Annotated in this window: 16 protein-coding genes; 4 read left to right on the plus strand and 12 right to left on the minus strand. The window is 58.3% G+C overall.

Annotation, left to right across the window (positions count from 1 at the left end; all coding sequences use genetic code 11):
* The first annotated feature begins 263 nt into the window (after positions 1–263).
* Positions 264–473 carry a cold-shock protein gene (locus ACP86_RS00420; RefSeq protein WP_008169155.1) on the plus strand — a complete coding sequence of 70 codons (210 nt, stop codon included), beginning with the start codon at positions 264–266 and terminating at the stop codon, positions 471–473.
* A 92-nt stretch (positions 474–565) separates the two neighbouring features.
* Here the strand turns inward: ACP86_RS00420 and leuA are convergent, their stop codons facing one another.
* On the minus strand, positions 566–2,260 hold the full coding sequence (gene leuA / locus ACP86_RS00425; protein WP_053112203.1) for a 2-isopropylmalate synthase: 1,695 nt from the start codon (positions 2,258–2,260) through the stop codon (positions 566–568).
* A gap of 145 nt (positions 2,261–2,405) precedes the next feature.
* On the opposite strand from leuA, the gene ACP86_RS00430 reads away from it, so the two are divergent.
* Positions 2,406–2,903, plus strand: coding sequence for an Lrp/AsnC family transcriptional regulator (locus ACP86_RS00430; protein ID WP_053112205.1), 498 nt, complete (start codon positions 2,406–2,408; stop codon positions 2,901–2,903).
* 1 nt (position 2,904) lies between these two features.
* Here the strand turns inward: ACP86_RS00430 and ACP86_RS00435 are convergent, their stop codons facing one another.
* Positions 2,905–3,519, minus strand: a complete 615-nt coding sequence (locus ACP86_RS00435) for a TetR/AcrR family transcriptional regulator (RefSeq protein WP_041646252.1) — start codon at positions 3,517–3,519, stop codon at positions 2,905–2,907.
* 127 nt (positions 3,520–3,646) lie between these two features.
* On the opposite strand from ACP86_RS00435, the gene ACP86_RS00440 reads away from it, so the two are divergent.
* Positions 3,647–5,380 (plus strand): proline--tRNA ligase, encoded by a 1,734-nt coding sequence (locus tag ACP86_RS00440; RefSeq protein WP_053112207.1) that lies wholly within the window; start codon positions 3,647–3,649, stop codon positions 5,378–5,380.
* Positions 5,381–5,435: 55 nt separating this feature from the next.
* On the opposite strand, the gene murB is transcribed toward ACP86_RS00440, so the two are convergent.
* The 9 genes from murB to ACP86_RS00485 form a co-directional block, all read right to left on the minus strand.
* Positions 5,436–6,482 (minus strand): UDP-N-acetylmuramate dehydrogenase, encoded by a 1,047-nt coding sequence (murB, locus tag ACP86_RS00445; RefSeq protein ID WP_053112209.1) that lies wholly within the window; start codon positions 6,480–6,482, stop codon positions 5,436–5,438.
* Entirely contained in the window at positions 6,479–6,958 is a 480-nt protein-coding gene (locus ACP86_RS00450) for a low molecular weight protein-tyrosine-phosphatase (protein WP_053112211.1), read from the minus strand. The genes murB and ACP86_RS00450 overlap by 4 nt, the downstream gene beginning before the upstream one ends.
* Complete coding sequence (gene kdsB, locus ACP86_RS00455) at positions 6,951–7,745, minus strand: 3-deoxy-manno-octulosonate cytidylyltransferase (protein WP_053112213.1); 795 nt, start codon at positions 7,743–7,745, stop codon at positions 6,951–6,953. The genes ACP86_RS00450 and kdsB overlap by 8 nt, the downstream gene beginning before the upstream one ends.
* A gap of 26 nt (positions 7,746–7,771) precedes the next feature.
* Positions 7,772–7,960 carry a Trm112 family protein gene (locus tag ACP86_RS00460; RefSeq protein WP_008169170.1) on the minus strand — a complete coding sequence of 63 codons (189 nt, stop codon included), beginning with the start codon at positions 7,958–7,960 and terminating at the stop codon, positions 7,772–7,774.
* Between the two features lie 19 nt (positions 7,961–7,979).
* Positions 7,980–9,026, minus strand: a complete 1,047-nt coding sequence (gene lpxK / locus ACP86_RS00465; RefSeq protein ID WP_053112215.1) for a tetraacyldisaccharide 4'-kinase — start codon at positions 9,024–9,026, stop codon at positions 7,980–7,982.
* Positions 9,023–10,801 carry a lipid A export permease/ATP-binding protein MsbA gene (msbA, locus tag ACP86_RS00470; RefSeq protein ID WP_082220527.1) on the minus strand — a complete coding sequence of 593 codons (1,779 nt, stop codon included), beginning with the start codon at positions 10,799–10,801 and terminating at the stop codon, positions 9,023–9,025. Before msbA ends, lpxK begins: the two co-directional genes overlap by 4 nt.
* Complete coding sequence (locus ACP86_RS00475; protein WP_014577411.1) at positions 10,798–11,223, minus strand: ExbD/TolR family protein; 426 nt, start codon at positions 11,221–11,223, stop codon at positions 10,798–10,800. Before ACP86_RS00475 ends, msbA begins: the two co-directional genes overlap by 4 nt.
* Positions 11,224–11,228: 5 nt before the next feature.
* Entirely contained in the window at positions 11,229–11,855 is a 627-nt protein-coding gene (locus ACP86_RS00480) for a MotA/TolQ/ExbB proton channel family protein (RefSeq protein ID WP_008169179.1), read from the minus strand.
* 72 nt (positions 11,856–11,927) lie between these two features.
* Complete coding sequence (locus ACP86_RS00485) at positions 11,928–14,360, minus strand: DNA internalization-related competence protein ComEC/Rec2 (protein WP_227507789.1); 2,433 nt, start codon at positions 14,358–14,360, stop codon at positions 11,928–11,930.
* 81 nt (positions 14,361–14,441) lie between these two features.
* Between ACP86_RS00485 and ACP86_RS00490 the strand changes: the two genes are divergently transcribed.
* Entirely contained in the window at positions 14,442–14,987 is a 546-nt protein-coding gene (locus ACP86_RS00490) for a DUF2062 domain-containing protein (RefSeq protein WP_008169186.1), read from the plus strand.
* On the opposite strand, the gene ACP86_RS00495 is transcribed toward ACP86_RS00490, so the two are convergent.
* Positions 14,975–15,664 (minus strand): ABC transporter ATP-binding protein, encoded by a 690-nt coding sequence (locus ACP86_RS00495; protein WP_014577413.1) that lies wholly within the window; start codon positions 15,662–15,664, stop codon positions 14,975–14,977. The genes ACP86_RS00490 and ACP86_RS00495 overlap by 13 nt on opposite strands.
* Positions 15,665–15,666: the final 2 nt, after the last annotated feature.

Genomic DNA, 15,666 nt, shown 5'->3' on the forward strand with positions numbered 1-15,666 from the left:
TGCCCAATCAAATCCCAACCTGTTGTTTTTGCCGGCAATAAAACCTTCACGAAAGCTGCAAAAATTTCGTTGACGCCCCCCAAAGTCGGTCTATACTGAAATTGCTGTGAAAATACAGCGGTATTTGGTGAATGCGTTTCAACGTCCTGCCGAAGTGCTCTTCGTTGCCCCTTCCTCAGTACTCTCTGGATTTCTCAGCAACGATTCCATGTGGAATTTTGAAGGTCCCGTGAGGGCAAATTACAGAAAGACAGGAAAGATCAATGTCCGATACTAAAACCGGCCACGTTAAGTGGTTTAACGAGTCCAAAGGCTTTGGCTTCATTGCTCAGGACGGTGGCAGCGACGTGTTTGTACACTACAGCGCAATCAATGCAAGCGGTTTCCGCACCCTGACCGAAGGCCAGCAGGTGCAGTTCACCGTAACACAGGGCCCGAAAGGCCCGCAGGCGGAAAACGTTACCCCGGTCTAAGGGTATACGCTCCGTCCTTTGCCCCTCACGGGCATCGGAAAACCAACAAGCCGGCATTCGTGCCGGCTTGTGTCGTCAGGACGGCAGGTTTTTCAGGCACCCGCCGTTTCAGGTTCCGCTTCCGTCTCAGGCATTTCGATACCCACTGCCTGGGCGACTGCCGAAAACAAGGCCTGCAAGGTAGCAGATGTTGTGTCTTCGGCCAGTGCCGCAGCGCTGCAATGCATACCGCTTGCGGTCAAGCGAATACAGGCCAGTGCGTTGGCATTGGTGCCCTCACCCAGCGCAAACTCGTCGTAAGCCTCGACAGCAATGGAGATACCAAAGCGCTTCTCCAGCGCCTCAGATACGGCCTCCACTGCGCCCAGCCCATGGCCATCCAGACGAACCGGCGATGCATCGCGACCCACCGACACCTCGGCATGCACACCCTCTTCGTCCCGGTGCAGGTCGTAGGAGCGCAGCGCCCAGTCGGCGTGGACTTTCAGATAGCGATCCTCGAACAGGCGATGAATGGTCAGTGAGTCAATCTCGCCACCGTTGGTTTCCGCCTCTCTCTGGACCACCTTGCTGAACTCGATCTGCAACCAGCGTGGCAGACTGATGTTGTAATCCCGCTCCAGTACATAGGCGACACCGCCCTTGCCAGACTGACTGTTGATGCGAACCACTTCCTCATAGCGGCGACCAACATCGAACGGGTCGATGGGCAGATACGCGACGTTCCAGGTTTCGCCATCCTTGCGGCGCGCCAGACACTTGCGAATGGCATCCTGATGGCTGCCTGAGAAGGCGGTGAACACCAGTTCGCCGGCGTAGGGATGGCGTGGATGGGTGGAAATCTCCGTACAGGCCTCGACCACTTCGGTGATCTCTGCCATGCCCGACAGATCCAGCGTGGGATCAATGCCCTGGGAGTAAAGGTTCATGGCCATGGTCACCAGATCCATGTTGCCGGTGCGCTCACCGTTCCCCATCAATGTGCCCTCGACCCGATCGGCCCCTGCCATTACCGCCAGTTCGGCGGCGGCTACGGCACAGCCGCGATCATTGTGGGTATGCACGCTGATGCTGATGTGTTCACGGCGCTGGATGTTGTCGCAAATCCACTCGATCTGGTCCGCAAACACGTTGGGTGTCGCCATTTCAACGGTGGCAGGCAGGTTGATAATCATCGGCTGGCCCTCTTCCGGACGCCAGACCTCACTCACGGCATCAATCACTTCTGCGGCGAAATCCAGCTCGGTACCGGTAAAGCTCTCCGGTGAATACTGGAACGTCCACTCGGTCTCCGGGTGGCGCGCGGCGATGTCGCGAACCAGTTTGGCTCCGTTGACGGCAATGTCCCTGATACCGTCACGATCCAGACCAAACACCTGCTCCCGCTGAACCGTGGAAGTAGAATTGTAGACATGCACGATTGCCTTTCGGGCGCCGGCCAATGCTTCATAGGTACGCTCGATCAGCTCAGGACGGGCCTGGGTCAGCACCTGTATCTTCACATCCTCAGGGATGCGATTTTCTTCAATCAGCTTGCGGCAGAAATCGAAATCCGGCTGGCTGGCAGCGGGAAAGCCAATCTCGATTTCCTTGAAACCCAACTTCACCAGCAATTCGAACATCCGCGTTTTCTGGGCAACAGACATGGGCTTCACCAGTGCCTGATTACCATCCCGAAGATCTACGGCACACCAGGTTGGCGCCTTCTCGATGACCTTGTCCGGCCAGCGACGATCGGTTTTGGCAACAGGTTTGAACGCAACGTATTTGCGATGATCGAAAGCCATGCGTGTAATTCCTTGCGGTTTCAGAAGTGAATTCTTTGATGGGTACAGGTTAACGCGAAAAAGCTGGTATTTGATTGCGAACTTGAGCGGGGAAGCGTATTTTCTAACCTATAAATTGCCTGATAAACGCCATTCTTGGAATTTTATGACCGAAAACAAGAAAACCCTCGCCAGAATTGACAAGATGGACCGCCGAATCCTCGAACAGATCCAGCAGGATGGCTCCCTGACCAACCAGGAGCTGGCTGAGAAAGTCGGGCTATCCCCTTCGCCCTGTCTCCGTCGTGTGCGGGCACTGGAGGATGCCGGTATCATCGTCAGAACCGTCACCATTCTGGACCACAAGAAACTTGGCCTTTCTCTGACGGCAATCATCCTGATTGGCATGGATCGGCATACACCCGAGCGTTTCGCGGCGTTTGAAGAGCAGGTTGCCGAGTACCCGGAGGTGCAGGAGTGCTACCTTATTACCGGCCAGGACGCCGATTACATGCTGAAGGTGGTGGTACCGGACATGGACCATTACCACCATTTCCTGCTGAACCGCATTACCCGCATTCAGGGCGTCAGCGGCGTGCACTCCAGCTTCGTGCTCCGGCGAGTGATCGACAGTACTGCCCTGCCATTGGGATACCTTTCCTGACTCAGGCGACGAGCTCGCGGACGTAAGCCCTTGCCATACATTTGAGTTCCTCCACCAGTTGTCGACCCTGGGCGTCGGGCAGAGTTACCGCCAGCCGGAGGACAGTGCCGGCGGACCTTGGCAGCAAAAGGCTTGCGGTCCAGCGCCGATCATCAGGAATCCGGGGACACTCCTCTTTGAGTTTCCGGTCCAGATCGCGGGCGTTGGTGTACAGCTCTCTCAGATCCAGCTCCCTCAGCTCAGGCATTGCCTCTACACCACTCCAGATCGCCGAGTAGGCGGGCTCGTGGCGATAGAACTCATAAAACTGATCGATGAGAACGTCTACCGCATCGCTGAGGTTCAGTTCCTGCAACCGTTCCCGCAGAGCCCGCTCCATCTTCTCCACGTGCTGTTCGGCAATGGCATGGACGATGGCCGCCTTGTTGGGAAAGTAGCGGTAGAGAGAAGCCAGCGACATGCCCGATTGTCGGGCAATGGCTGACATGCTCGCAGCATCGACACCGGTCTCATGAAAAATGGCGGCGGCATGGCGAAGGATGGTGTTGACGCGCTCCCGGCTGCGGGCCTGAACCGGCCGGCGCCGCGGGGCGACATCAATAGATTCGTCGGTCATCATCTGTACCTTGTGCAACAGGCTCCGTACAATAACGGCCACTTTACGACAAATAAAGGCTCCGGCGGGCCAACCGCCGCCTGTCCATTAGTCTAACACTTCAGATTTATTACAAACGGAAGACACGATGCGAGCAAGCCGCTACCTGATTGCCACCCAGAAAGAGACCCCCGCCGACGCCGAGATCATCAGTCATCAGTTGATGTTGCGTGCCGGCATGATTCGCAAACTGGCCGCCGGGCTATACACCTGGTTGCCAATGGGCCTGCGTACCCTGCGCAAGGTCGAGCGAATCGTTCGCGAAGAAATGGACAAGAGTGGCGCTCAGGAAGTGTTGATGCCTGCGGTCCAGCCGGCCGAACTCTGGGAGGAATCCGGACGCTGGACCCAGTACGGCGGCGAACTGCTACGAATGAAAGACCGTCATGGCCGTGATTTCTGTTTCGGACCGACCCACGAAGAGGTCATTACCGACCTGATCCGGAATGAGATCAGCAGCTACAAGGAGTTGCCAGCCAACTTCTACCAGGTCCAGACCAAATTCCGGGACGAGCGTCGCCCCCGGTTTGGCGTGATGCGCGCCCGGGAATTCCTGATGAAGGACGCTTATTCCTTCCATCTGAACGCCGAGTCCCTGAACGAAACCTACGAATTGATGCACCGCACCTACTGCGCCATTTTCGACCGTTTCGGCCTGGATTACCGTGCGGTACAGGCGGACTCCGGCGCCATTGGTGGCAGCGCATCCCACGAGTTCCATGTGCTCGCATCTTCGGGTGAAGATGACATCGTGTTCAGCACCGGGAGCGATTACGCGGCCAACATCGAGAAAGCAGAAGCAGTAGCCCCGAGCGGCACCCGCCCTGCTCCGGTCGAGGAAATGAAAGAAGTCGCCACGCCGGACCAGAAAACCATCGACGCGGTATCACAACTGCTGGGCATTGACGCCACCCGCACGGTCAAAACCCTGCTGGTGAAGGCGGAAGCCGACGAAGACGGCAGCTCCGGGCTGGTTGCACTGGTTCTGCGGGGCGATCACACCCTGAACGAGATCAAGGCCGAAAACCTGGCCGGCGTTGCCGAGCCTCTGACAATGGCCACCGATGAGGAAATCGAACAGGCTGTCGGCTGCAAGCCCGGATCTATCGGACCGGTAAACCTCAACGTGCCCGTCATTGTGGACCGCAGTGCCGCGCATCTGGCTGACTTTGTCTGCGGCGCCAACCGGGAAGGCTTCCACCTTACCGGCGTGAACTGGGAGAGAGACGCTGCGCTTGAACGGGTGGAAGACCTGCGCAACGTGGTTGAGGGCGACCCCAGCCCGGATGGCAAGGGCACTCTGGAGATCCGGCGCGGCATTGAAGTGGGCCACATCTTCAAACTTGGCAACAAGTACAGCACTGCCATGAACGCCACGGTTCTCGATGAGAACGGGAAAACCGTGATTATGGACATGGGCTGTTACGGCCTGGGTGTTTCCCGGGTTGTTGCCGCAGCCATTGAACAGAACCACGATGACAACGGCATCATCTGGCCCGATGCCATTGCGCCTTTCCAGGTGGCCATTGTTACCCTGAACGCCCATAAGTCACCGACCGTTGCCGAGGCCGGCGAAAAGCTTTACGAACAGCTGCGCCAGGCCGGTTACGATGTGCTTCTGGACGACCGCAAAGAGCGCCCGGGCGTGAAGTTTGCCGATATGGAATTGATTGGTATCCCTCACCGGTTCGTGGTTTCCGAGCGTGGTCTGGCAGCCGGAACCCTGGAGTACAAAGGCAGAAAGGATGCGGAAAAACAGGATGTACCGGTGGCTGAAGCGCTGCCATTCCTGGTCAACGCATCGCCCCGAAAAGGGCTCTGATCGCTGTCCGCATACGCGGACAAGCCTCTGACGGCACTTGCATAATGCGGTGCCGTCAGGGATTCTCCCTTCCCGAACCACCCACAATCCCTGGCTCCATTTCCAGGGTGACACCAAACCGGTCAACTACTGACTGACGAACTTCTCTGGCAAGCTCCAGTATGTCGGCACCTGTGCCGCCCGAGTGGTTAATCAGAACCAGCGCCTGTCGGTTATGCACGCCCACCCGGGCATTCCGGAAGCCTTTCCAGCCACTCTGATCGATCAGCCAGGCCGCTGCCAGTTTGACCCCCTGCTCCTGAGGATAAGCCACAATATCCGGGTGCCGCTCGCTGAGTGCCTCGAACGTTTCTCCGTCAACCACCGGGTTCTTGAAGAAACTTCCTGCGTTCGGAATCATATCCGGGTCCGGCAACTTTCGTCGGCGAATGGCCATTACGGCCTCTGCAACATGCAAAGGGTCGAGGGCGGTTTCCGCTGTATCACCGAGGTACTCCCGGAGATCCCGATATCCGAGCACCAGAGGACGTGAGCGGGACAGACCCAAACGGATTTCGGTGATCACATAGCGACCCGGAGTCTGTTTGAACAGGCTGTCGCGGTAGGAAAAACGGCACTGGGCGTTATCGAGAACAACCAGCTCACCCGAATTGCGATCCAGTGCGGTGACGGATTCCAGGCAATCGCCGAGCTCGACACCATAGGCACCAATATTCTGGACGGGCGCCGCTCCGGCCGTGCCCGGGATAAGCGCCAGATTCTCGATACCGCGATAACCGGCCCGGGCAGCATACAGGACCGCCTCATGCCAGTTTTCACCCGCACCAAGCACCAGGGTCGCCCTGTGGTCCTCAATGTGCTCCCAACGGCGACCACGAATCGCCAGACGCACCACCAGCCCCGCGAAGTCACCCGCGAACACCAGGTTACTGCCGCCCCCCAGAATCAGGACTTCCTGATCCTCCGATGAGGCCCAGTCCAGGGACCTGACCAGCTCATCTGCGGTGTGAGCTTCGACATAAAAACGGGCTTTCGCCGGCACGTGCAGGGTATTCAGCGCCTCCAGCTCTATGTTTTCCCGAATTTCCGGCTGCTGACTCAAGCCAGGCGCCCCCGGATGTCCGCCAGCAGGCCCTCGCCGGCTTCCTGGATCAGGTCAAGCACGGTTTCAAAACCTGCGTCACCACCGTAATAGGGATCTGGCACTTCCTGATGGGCCGACTGACCGAACTCCAGAAACAGGGCTGGCCGGGTGCCGCCATTCTGATGCCATACGTCCTTGATGTCCGCCAGGTTCTGGCGATCCATCACCAGCACGTAGTCAAAGGTGTCCAGATCCTCCGGACTGAACTGGCGGGCCCGTAATCCACTGATGTCGATACCCCGGCGCCGGGCAGCCTCCTGGGCGCGGGCGTCAGGACTCTTGCCAATGTGCCAGTCACCGGTGCCGCAGGAGTCGATGTGGACCTGCTCTGCAAGGCCCGCCTGTTCCACCAGTGAGCGAAACACACCTTCAGCACTGGGCGATCGACAGATGTTGCCCAGGCACACGAAAAGAACGTTTACCGGTTCAGCCATTCTCGCTATTCCTCTTCTCCAGCCAGCCTCGGACCCTGTGCAAATCGGCATCGGTATCAACGCCGCCCGGCGGGTTGACCGCGGCCACATCCACGTGAATACGGGCACCGTTATAGAGCGCCCTCAACTGTTCCAGAGATTCGGTTACCTCGGTCGGCGCAGGCGCCCAGCTGACAAACTCGGCCAGGACGGAAGCACGGTAACCATAGATGCCGATATGCCGGAAATATCCGACATTATCCGGCAAGGCGGTGTCCAGCCCCGTCAGAGGTGTGCCCTCCCGCCACTGATCCCTGGCCCACGGGATCGGCGCACGGCTGAAATAATGGGCGATCCCCCTGTGATCGAACACCACCTTGACCACATTGGGATTGAACACGTGCTCCGGATCGTGGATCCGCTCACACAGTGTGGCAATGGCAGCTTCAGGATAAAACTCCAGATTGTCGGCCACCTGGTTGATCAGTTCGGGCGGGATCAGGGGCTCGTCACCCTGCACGTTAACGACCCGATGATCCGGACCGAAACCCAGCACCCGTGCAACCTCCTCAAGGCGGTCTGTGCCGCTGGCGTGATTGGGTGATGTCATGACCACTTCTGCACCGAAGCCTTCGCATGCGGTCCGGATCCGATCATCGTCTGTGGCGACAACGACCCTGTCTGCACGGCTTTCCGCGGCACGCTCACAGACATGCTGGATCATCGGCTTGCCGGCAATGTCTGCCAGAGGCTTGCCCGGAAGGCGGCTGGACGCATAGCGGGCCGGAATCACAACGGTAAAAGACATGTAATAACCACTTGGCTGACTTGGGTTTAGCGCTTGTGCAGACGCTCATCAGTAGAGAGCGTCCGGGCTTCGGTAGCCAACATCACAGGAATCCCCTCGCGGATCGGGAACGCCATGGCGTCCTGGTAACAGACCAGCTCGGTTCTGTCCTCGTTGAGTTTCAGGTCGCCCTTACACACCGGACAGGCCAACAGCGCCAACAGTTTTTTATCCATGTTGCTTACTCACTTGATATCAGGAAGTTAACGGCTCGGAACATTGGCGAACCCGGGCCAGAAACGCGTCCCGGAACGGTCCCGGCAATCTGGCCTCAACGGTGAGGCTCCAGGCATTATCGGGTGCAAATTCCCGGCATTTCACCGCGTCTTTTGCGGTCATGACTATCAACTCATCGGTATCACTGTTCAGATCCTCGGGACGGAAACGATGGTGATCCGGAAAGGCCGCCTCGGTAACGTCGGCGCCAAGGGTTCTGAGTGTATCGAAAAACCGGGCCGGGTTTCCGATCCCGGCCACAGCCCTCACGGCCTTGCCCCTGAGATCGCCAACGGCTCTCGACTCCCCTGTTTTCAGGTGAACAAGGGTTGCAGGCTCAAGAATCATGGAAAATATCGCAGGGTGGTCAATGCCAACAAAGCTTTCCATGGCCTGCTCTGAAAGCTCTTTGCCATTTACAATAACAAAGTCCACAGAAGTCAGTCGCGAAACCGGCTCCCGAAGCGGGCCAACGGGGATCAAGGCGCCGTTACCGATGCCCCTTTGCCCATCAAATACCGACAGCTCCAGGTCTCTGGGCAACTTGTAGTGTTGAAGGCCGTCGTCACAAATCAGCACATCACCCAGGTTTTTCTCAAGAGCGTAATCGGCGCCCCGTCGGCGGCGCGGATCAACAACAACCGGGCACCCGGTGCTCAGCGCCAGCATGACAGGCTCGTCACCGGCTTCGGAAGGACTGGTCTCCGCCGCAACTTCCAGCGGGTACTGGACAGCATCGCCACCATAACCCCTGCTGAGAATAACCGGCCGCCAGCCATCGGATGCCAGTGCGGAAACCAGCCAGGCGGTGAGCGGCGATTTGCCGGTTCCACCGGCAGTGATGTTGCCAACCACAATGACCGGAACCGGGAGCGACGCATCTCTCGCATCCCAGGCGGCCCGACGGCGGGCTTCCGCGATGCTCCGGTACAGCCAAGACAGCGGTGCCAGAAAAGCCAGAGGGCGCTTCCTTCCATACCAGAGACGCTCAACCAGCGAACTCATGGCAGATTGCACCGCGCTCATGACTGCTCGCTGAACTGCATCTGGTGCAATTGAGCGTAAGCGCCGCCAGCGGCAAGGAGTTCGTCGTGGCGGCCGGATTCGGCGATGCGGCCATTGTCCATCACCAGGATTCGGTCCGCTTTCTCGATGGTGGACAGGCGATGCGCAATGACCAGAGTGGTACGGCCCTGCATAACCGTTTCCAGCGCTTCCTGGATGTGGCGTTCAGATTCCGTATCCAGCGCCGATGTCGCCTCATCAAGGATCAGAATCGGGGCGTTCTTGAGCAGCGCCCGGGCGATGGCGAGCCGCTGTCGCTGCCCACCGGAAAGCATGACCCCGTTGTCACCGATCATGGTATCCAGTCCCTCGGGCATACGGTCAATAAATTCGAGCGCATGAGCCTTGGCGGCGGCCTCGCGGATTTCCTCCGGTGTGCAGTCTCTCAAGGCACCATAGGCGATATTCGCAGCGATGGTGTCGTTGAACAGGACAACGTTCTGGGTTACCAGAGCGATCTGTTTACGCAGGGCCTTGAGGGAGAAATCGCGCAACGAGTGCCCGTCGATTCGGATATCTCCGCCGGTGTACTCATAGAACCTCGGCAACAGGCTCACCAAGGTGGATTTACCGCTGCCGGAACGCCCAACCAGAGCCACACTCTGCCCGGCAGGAATGCTGAGGGATATGCCTTCCAGCACATTGTCCAACTGGTCACGGTACCGAAACGCCACTTCGTCAAACTCGATGTCGCCTTCAACGCGATCCGGCGAATACGTGCCCGGATCCTGCTCCGGCGACTCGTCGATGGTTTCGAACACATCGTAAGCCGCTGCAACGCCCTTCTGGATCTTGGCGTGAACAGAGGTGACCTGGCGGATGGGCTTGGCCATGGTCGTCGCCGCCGTAATGAATGCCACCAGCTGGCCGGTGGTCATCTCACCACGAATTTCCGGCGCCAGCATCATCCAGACTAGCCCGGCAATCGCGATGGCCACCAGCACCTGAATCACTGGAACACTGATCGCCTGAGTCGACGCCATCTTCAGACTTTGCTTGAGGTTTTTGTTATTAACCTCTTGAAAACGCTGGCGTTCGTAATCCTCACCTCCGAACGTACGAACAACCCGGTAGCCGGTAATGGATTCAGAGGCCACGTGGGTAATATCACCCATGGAGCCCTGGATACGTTTGCTGATCTTGCGGAAGCGCTTGCTGGCATAGCTTACAACCGCGGCAATAAGCGGCCCTACCGCCAGGAAAATCAGCGTGAGTTTCCAGTTGGTGTAGAACATGTAACCCAGCAGACCGACGATGGTCAGACCTTCGCGGAGCGTGATAGTCACGGCGTTGGTTGTCGCCTCCGCCACCTGCTCGACGTTAAAGGTAAGCTTGGACACCAGCCGTCCCGCCGCGTTGTCATCGAAATAGCGGGAAGGCAGTGTCATCAGTCGATCAAACACATCGTTACGGAGCGCATTGATGACCTGGCGACCGACATAGCTGATGAAGTACTGGCTCAGGAAGGTGCCCAGCCCACGGAATGCGAACACGCCAACGATAACCAGAGTCAGCATCAGACGATTCTGCTCGGTCGGATTCTCGATAGCCGCAATAACGTATTCCATGGCCGCCGCCATGCCCGTCGATGCGGCGGCATAGATGATGTTACCGAGGACCGCCAGAGAGAAGGCCAGCAGGAAGGGCTTCACATAGGCGAGCAGGCGTTTGTAGGTTTCCCAGCTGCCCGCCGGCAGGCCGGCCGCAGGGTCTGGCAAAGGCTCGGGTACCTTCACTGGCTCTCAGCCTCCCGCTCAGTGGTGATACTGAGCTTGGCGAACCCCAGGCGTCCGGCAACGTCCATGGCACGAACCACAAATTCATGGGGTGTGCGGGCGTCAGCGGTAATGATGAACGGAAGCGAGTTATTGCCTTCAGCCAGTTCACGGACACCCCGCTCAAGGGTTTCCCGCCGATTATTGACCAATGTGCGGTCGTTCAGGATGTACTGCCCCTCGGCATTGATCACCACGTCAATCTGCTGCACTTCGGATGCCGGCGCAGGCTCGCCGCTGGCCTCAGGCAATTCAACCTGCAGATGGCTCTCGCGGGTAAAGGTCGTGGAAACCATAAAGAAAATCAGCAGCAGAAACACCACGTCGATCAGTGGCGTCAGGTCTACCCCGACTTCCTGGCTCCTCTGGCGCTTGAACTTCACGGCGTTCAGGCTCCTTCCACGTCGATTTCGCGGTCTCCGTGCACTACCTCAACCAGCTTGATCGCTTCCTGCTCCATGCCGACGACCAGCTCATCCACTCTCCGGATAAAGTAGCGGTGGCAGATAAGTGCCGGGATGGCGACGCTCAGGCCAGCGGCCGTAGTAATAAGCGCTTCAGAAATACCACCGGCGAGGTTGCCGGCGTTGCCAACCCCGGCCAATTGGATCTCGGCAAATACCTTGATCATGCCAATGACGGTACCAAGCAGTCCCAGCAGAGGGGTGATCGTCGCAACGGTGCCCAGCGGGTTAAGGAAACGCTCCAGATCATGGATGACCTGGCTTGCCTCGTGCTCGATGCTTTCTTTCATGATTTCGCGGCCATGCTTGGCGTTAAGCAGGCCACCGGCAAGAATCCGGCCCAGGGGTGATGACCCCTGCAGGGCTTTCAGTTTCCGGCCATTGAGTTCTTTCTTCTTGATCCAGCGCCATAACTCATTGATGGTCTGGGGGGGCGCGACCCTGGAGGCGCGAAGGGTCCAGAAACGCTCCAGAATGATGGCCAGCGCCAGAATGGAGCAGGCAACAATTGGCACCATCAGAATGCCACCGGCTTTCAACAGCTCGAACACGCTTGGTCTCCCTGATTGTTTGCAAGCCGCGCTACTTTAGCATAGCTACCCGTGGAGGCCACACCTGCAATGTCACGGTAATTTACATTGGTCGCGGGCAAGCCCCGAACTACCGATCCAGAACGACGAGCCATGCCGCATTTCCTTGAATACCAGCTTGTTATCGACAACGGTCATCTCGACGCTGCCTGAACATGCTGTGTTCAGCGGCACCGCTCCGACCGCCGCGTAACGTGCGGTTACCGTCGGGTGGGGATGACCGTACCGGTGGCGATAGCCAGCAGTATAGATGACCCGATCTGGTCTCAGCACGCGCACCCAGGGTTCGGAAGATGAGGTTTTGCTCCCGTGGTGGGGCGCAACGAGCACGCGAGTCGAAGGAACCTGAACGTCCTCTCGGCCAGCCAAATAAGCCAGATACTCTGCCTCCACGGGTTCGGTAATATCTCCCGGCAAGAGCCACTCAGTTCCGGAGTCAGGGTGGTAGATACGCAACACACAGGAAGCGTCGTTGCCCTCTTGAGCGCCCTCACCCTGCCAGAACTCGAGGACCAATCCTCCCAGCCTTTCTTCAGCCTGTTTGCAGGCTTGCACAGGCAGTTCGCCAACCTGCTGTCTGACCGGCGCAGGCTCACCAGCAATCACACGGCCGACACTGACGTTCCGGGAAAGCTCCGAGATGCCACCGGCATGATCGCTGTCGGCGTGGCTGATCACGAGGGTGTCAATTCGCTTGATTCCTTCAGCCGCCAGATTGGGCACAAGCGTGGATTCGACGGCCGAAAACACGCCGGGCACGGCGGGACCGGTATCGTAGACAAGAACCTCGCGCCCGTGTCGGACCAGAACTGAAAGACCCTGCCCAACATCCCATACCCTTACAACTGGCACTGCCACGTACGAATTCCTTTCGGAAGAAGGAGCCGGATACACCAGCCACAACACCGCAGAAAGGACCGCCACAAGCCGGAACATGGCGAACGGCATACACAATACCGCGACGCTCAGCAACGCCCAGCCAAACAGCTCCGGGACACCAGCCCGGATGTCCGGCGCCTGCCACTGCGCAAGCCACATGAGCCATTGCCACAGAACACCGAGGGTTAGATCGAATATTGGCGGGAACAGCTGGGCGGTGCCTGGGACTACGGCGGCAAGCAACCCACCCGCGACAAGCACTGGCATAACCACAAGGGATACCCAGGGAATTGCGACCAGGTTGGCCAATAAACCTACCAGGGGCTGACCCTGCCCCAGTATTTCGAGGATTGGCCATAATCCGCCAAAAACCGCGAGCTGGGCCAGGACGAGTCCTCTCAGCCACCCGGTTCCAGCCAGTCGCGACGAGAATACAGTGATCAGGGTGGCAACCGCAGCGAACGAAAGCCAGAATCCCTGGTCCAGGGGCGCGAAAGGGTCCAGCACAAGAACGGCAGCCAACGCGGCCAGGAAAACGTTCCAGACCGGGGCCTGACGACTCATCAGTACCAGCCACCCACCGGCCACAACCATCACCAGAGCCCTCTGGGTTGGAACGGTAAATCCCGCCGCCAGGGCATAAACCAGACAGCAGAGGATAACGGCCAGGAAGGCAAACCAACGCCTTGAGCTATCGCTCACTATGTGTGCCGGAACAGTCAGCAACAGTCGCCGGCACAGAAACCCTGCCCCCAGGGCGATCAGACCCAGGTGCAGGCCCGATATGGCAACCAGGTGAATGGTGCCGGTCGCCTTGAGCACATCCCAGTGCTTCTGTTCCATGTGGCCGCGATGACCTATGAGTAACGAAGAAACCAGCGGATAATGACGGGCACCGCCAAATTGCTCGATGGTCCATTGGTGAAGCAAACGATGCAGCTTCCGGTACTGGCAATGGACGAAACACCCGACATCCCGGTCAACCTCCACGCTACGAATGCTGCCCGTGGCCCGGTAGCCCTTGCGAAACAGCCAGTCCTCGTAGCGAAAGCCCGCGGGGTTCAGGGAGCCGTGGGGGCGCTTGAGCACAACTTCCAGCCGCAAACGTTGGCCCGGGAGCCGCTCCATTCCGTGACCGTACCAGGACAACCTGAGCAGGTCCGGCATCCTTGCTTCCTCTCGGGTCGGGATGGGAAGGTTGTGCCACTGGGTGACACAGAAACTGAAACGTAAACTGTTGAAGCTACCGGGCGAAGGAATATCACATACGTATCCCGAGACAGAGAGACGCTCGCGTTCCAGGCTTGCCGGCAGAACCGTTGAAAGCCGGTCACTGGCATGCCACGAGGCCCAGGAGAGTCCGACCATGAGGCCAAGAGCAGATACGAATGCGGAGCTGGCAAAGGTCGGGGAAACGCAGATCCAGCCGAAGGCCAGCAGTGGTATCGCGGCTATCAACCACGTGGGAGGTGGCAGTATCGACAACCAATACAGTAAGATAACGCCACAAGAGAAGGCGATAACGCCCAGCGCTGCGGAACCGGAGTCGCCCGAAGGGCCCACCGGTCTGTTGATACTTCCGGACAATCCTTGTCCTCCTGTATGTCACAAACACCGGCAACATCCGATGAGCCGGTCTACTAACTCCGTCTAAAGGCAGAACTTCCAATGCCAAAGAAGTTCATGAAACGCTATCTGCCCTCACCAGAGAAGGTGCAAGCGATGCAGTCGCTGAGCTTTCTGGGCGATATCCTTCATGAACCGAACCTGTGGCACATCAACCGTCACAGTGTTGCGCGGGCCTTTCTCGTCGGCATCTGGTTCTGCTTTATTCCCATGCCCTTCCAGATGCTTGCGGCGGCCTTTTTTGCCATCTGGTTCAATGCCAACCTGCCGCTTTCAGTGGTCCTGGTATGGATCAGCAACCCTGTAACCATGCCGCCGATGTTCTATTTCAACTACAAGATTGGCGCCTGGGCTCTGGATCGGCCTGTACTCAGTTTTGATTTCGAGCTCTCGTGGTCCTGGATCAGCGAGCGGCTGCTGGATATCGGCATTCCCCTCTATCTCGGGTCCCTGGTGGTCGCAACGGTCTCCGCTTGCGTGGCCTACCTGATTATCCAGTATCTGTGGCGCCGGAAAATTCGCTCTGACTGGCAGGTGCGACGCACCGCACGACTCAGACGCCGTCGTGAGGCTGATCAGGCTTCCTGAATCAGGCGACCCTGCTCAAGCCGCATAACACGCCCCAGGCTTCTGGCCATTTTCATGTCATGGGTGACCATGACAAAGGCAATACCCAGCTGATCCCTCAATGACTCGATCAGCGCCTGCACCCCTTCTCCGGTATGTTCATCCAGGTTGCCCGTCGGTTCGTCCATCAGAACACAGTCCGGTTCGTTGACCAGTGCCCGGGCAATGGCCACCCGCTGGCGTTCGCCACCGGACAGCTCGCCGGGTTTGTGATCCAGCCGTTCGGCAAGCCCAACCCGCTGCAGCAGGCTGGCCGCCTTGTCCCTCGACCTGGATACCGCCATACCGCCCAACGCACAAGGCATCATCACGTTTTCCAGAGCGGTGAACTCCGGCAACAGGTGATGGAACTGATAGACAAACCCGAGATGGGCATTCCGGAACCGAGCGCGCCGTCCCTCGGAAAGCCGGTGAATGTCTTCGCCACAAATGGAAATCTGGCCGGAAGATGGCTTGTCGAGCCCGCCCAACAAGTTGAGCAACGTGGTTTTTCCGGCACCACTGCTGCCCACAATGGCAACGGTCTCCCCCTGTGCGACTTCGAGCGAGATATCCGAAAAAATGGTGAGCTTGCCGAGACCTTCGTTATAGGTCCGGGTCACCTGACGGCAGTCTATTACCAGGGCAGAGTGTGCCATTG

It is taken from the genome of Marinobacter sp. CP1 (assembly GCF_001266795.1).
GTDB classification, from domain to species: domain Bacteria; phylum Pseudomonadota; class Gammaproteobacteria; order Pseudomonadales; family Oleiphilaceae; genus Marinobacter; species Marinobacter flavimaris.

Coding starts and splice junctions, on each gene's coding strand:
- ACP86_RS00440 (WP_053112207.1), top strand. CDS start 3,647: ATGCGAGCAAGCCGCTACCTGATTGCCACCCAGAAAGAGACCCCCGCC.
- ACP86_RS00460 (WP_008169170.1), bottom strand. CDS start 7,960: ATGGATAAAAAACTGTTGGCGCTGTTGGCCTGTCCGGTGTGTAAGGGC.
- lpxK (WP_053112215.1), bottom strand. CDS start 9,026: ATGAGCGCGGTGCAATCTGCCATGAGTTCGCTGGTTGAGCGTCTCTGG.
- leuA (WP_053112203.1), bottom strand. CDS start 2,260: ATGGCTTTCGATCATCGCAAATACGTTGCGTTCAAACCTGTTGCCAAA.
- ACP86_RS00430 (WP_053112205.1), top strand. CDS start 2,406: ATGACCGAAAACAAGAAAACCCTCGCCAGAATTGACAAGATGGACCGC.
- kdsB (WP_053112213.1), bottom strand. CDS start 7,745: ATGTCTTTTACCGTTGTGATTCCGGCCCGCTATGCGTCCAGCCGCCTT.
- ACP86_RS00495 (WP_014577413.1), bottom strand. CDS start 15,664: ATGGCACACTCTGCCCTGGTAATAGACTGCCGTCAGGTGACCCGGACC.
- ACP86_RS00420 (WP_008169155.1), top strand. CDS start 264: ATGTCCGATACTAAAACCGGCCACGTTAAGTGGTTTAACGAGTCCAAA.
- ACP86_RS00450 (WP_053112211.1), bottom strand. CDS start 6,958: ATGGCTGAACCGGTAAACGTTCTTTTCGTGTGCCTGGGCAACATCTGT.
- ACP86_RS00435 (WP_041646252.1), bottom strand. CDS start 3,519: ATGACCGACGAATCTATTGATGTCGCCCCGCGGCGCCGGCCGGTTCAG.
- ACP86_RS00490 (WP_008169186.1), top strand. CDS start 14,442: ATGCCAAAGAAGTTCATGAAACGCTATCTGCCCTCACCAGAGAAGGTG.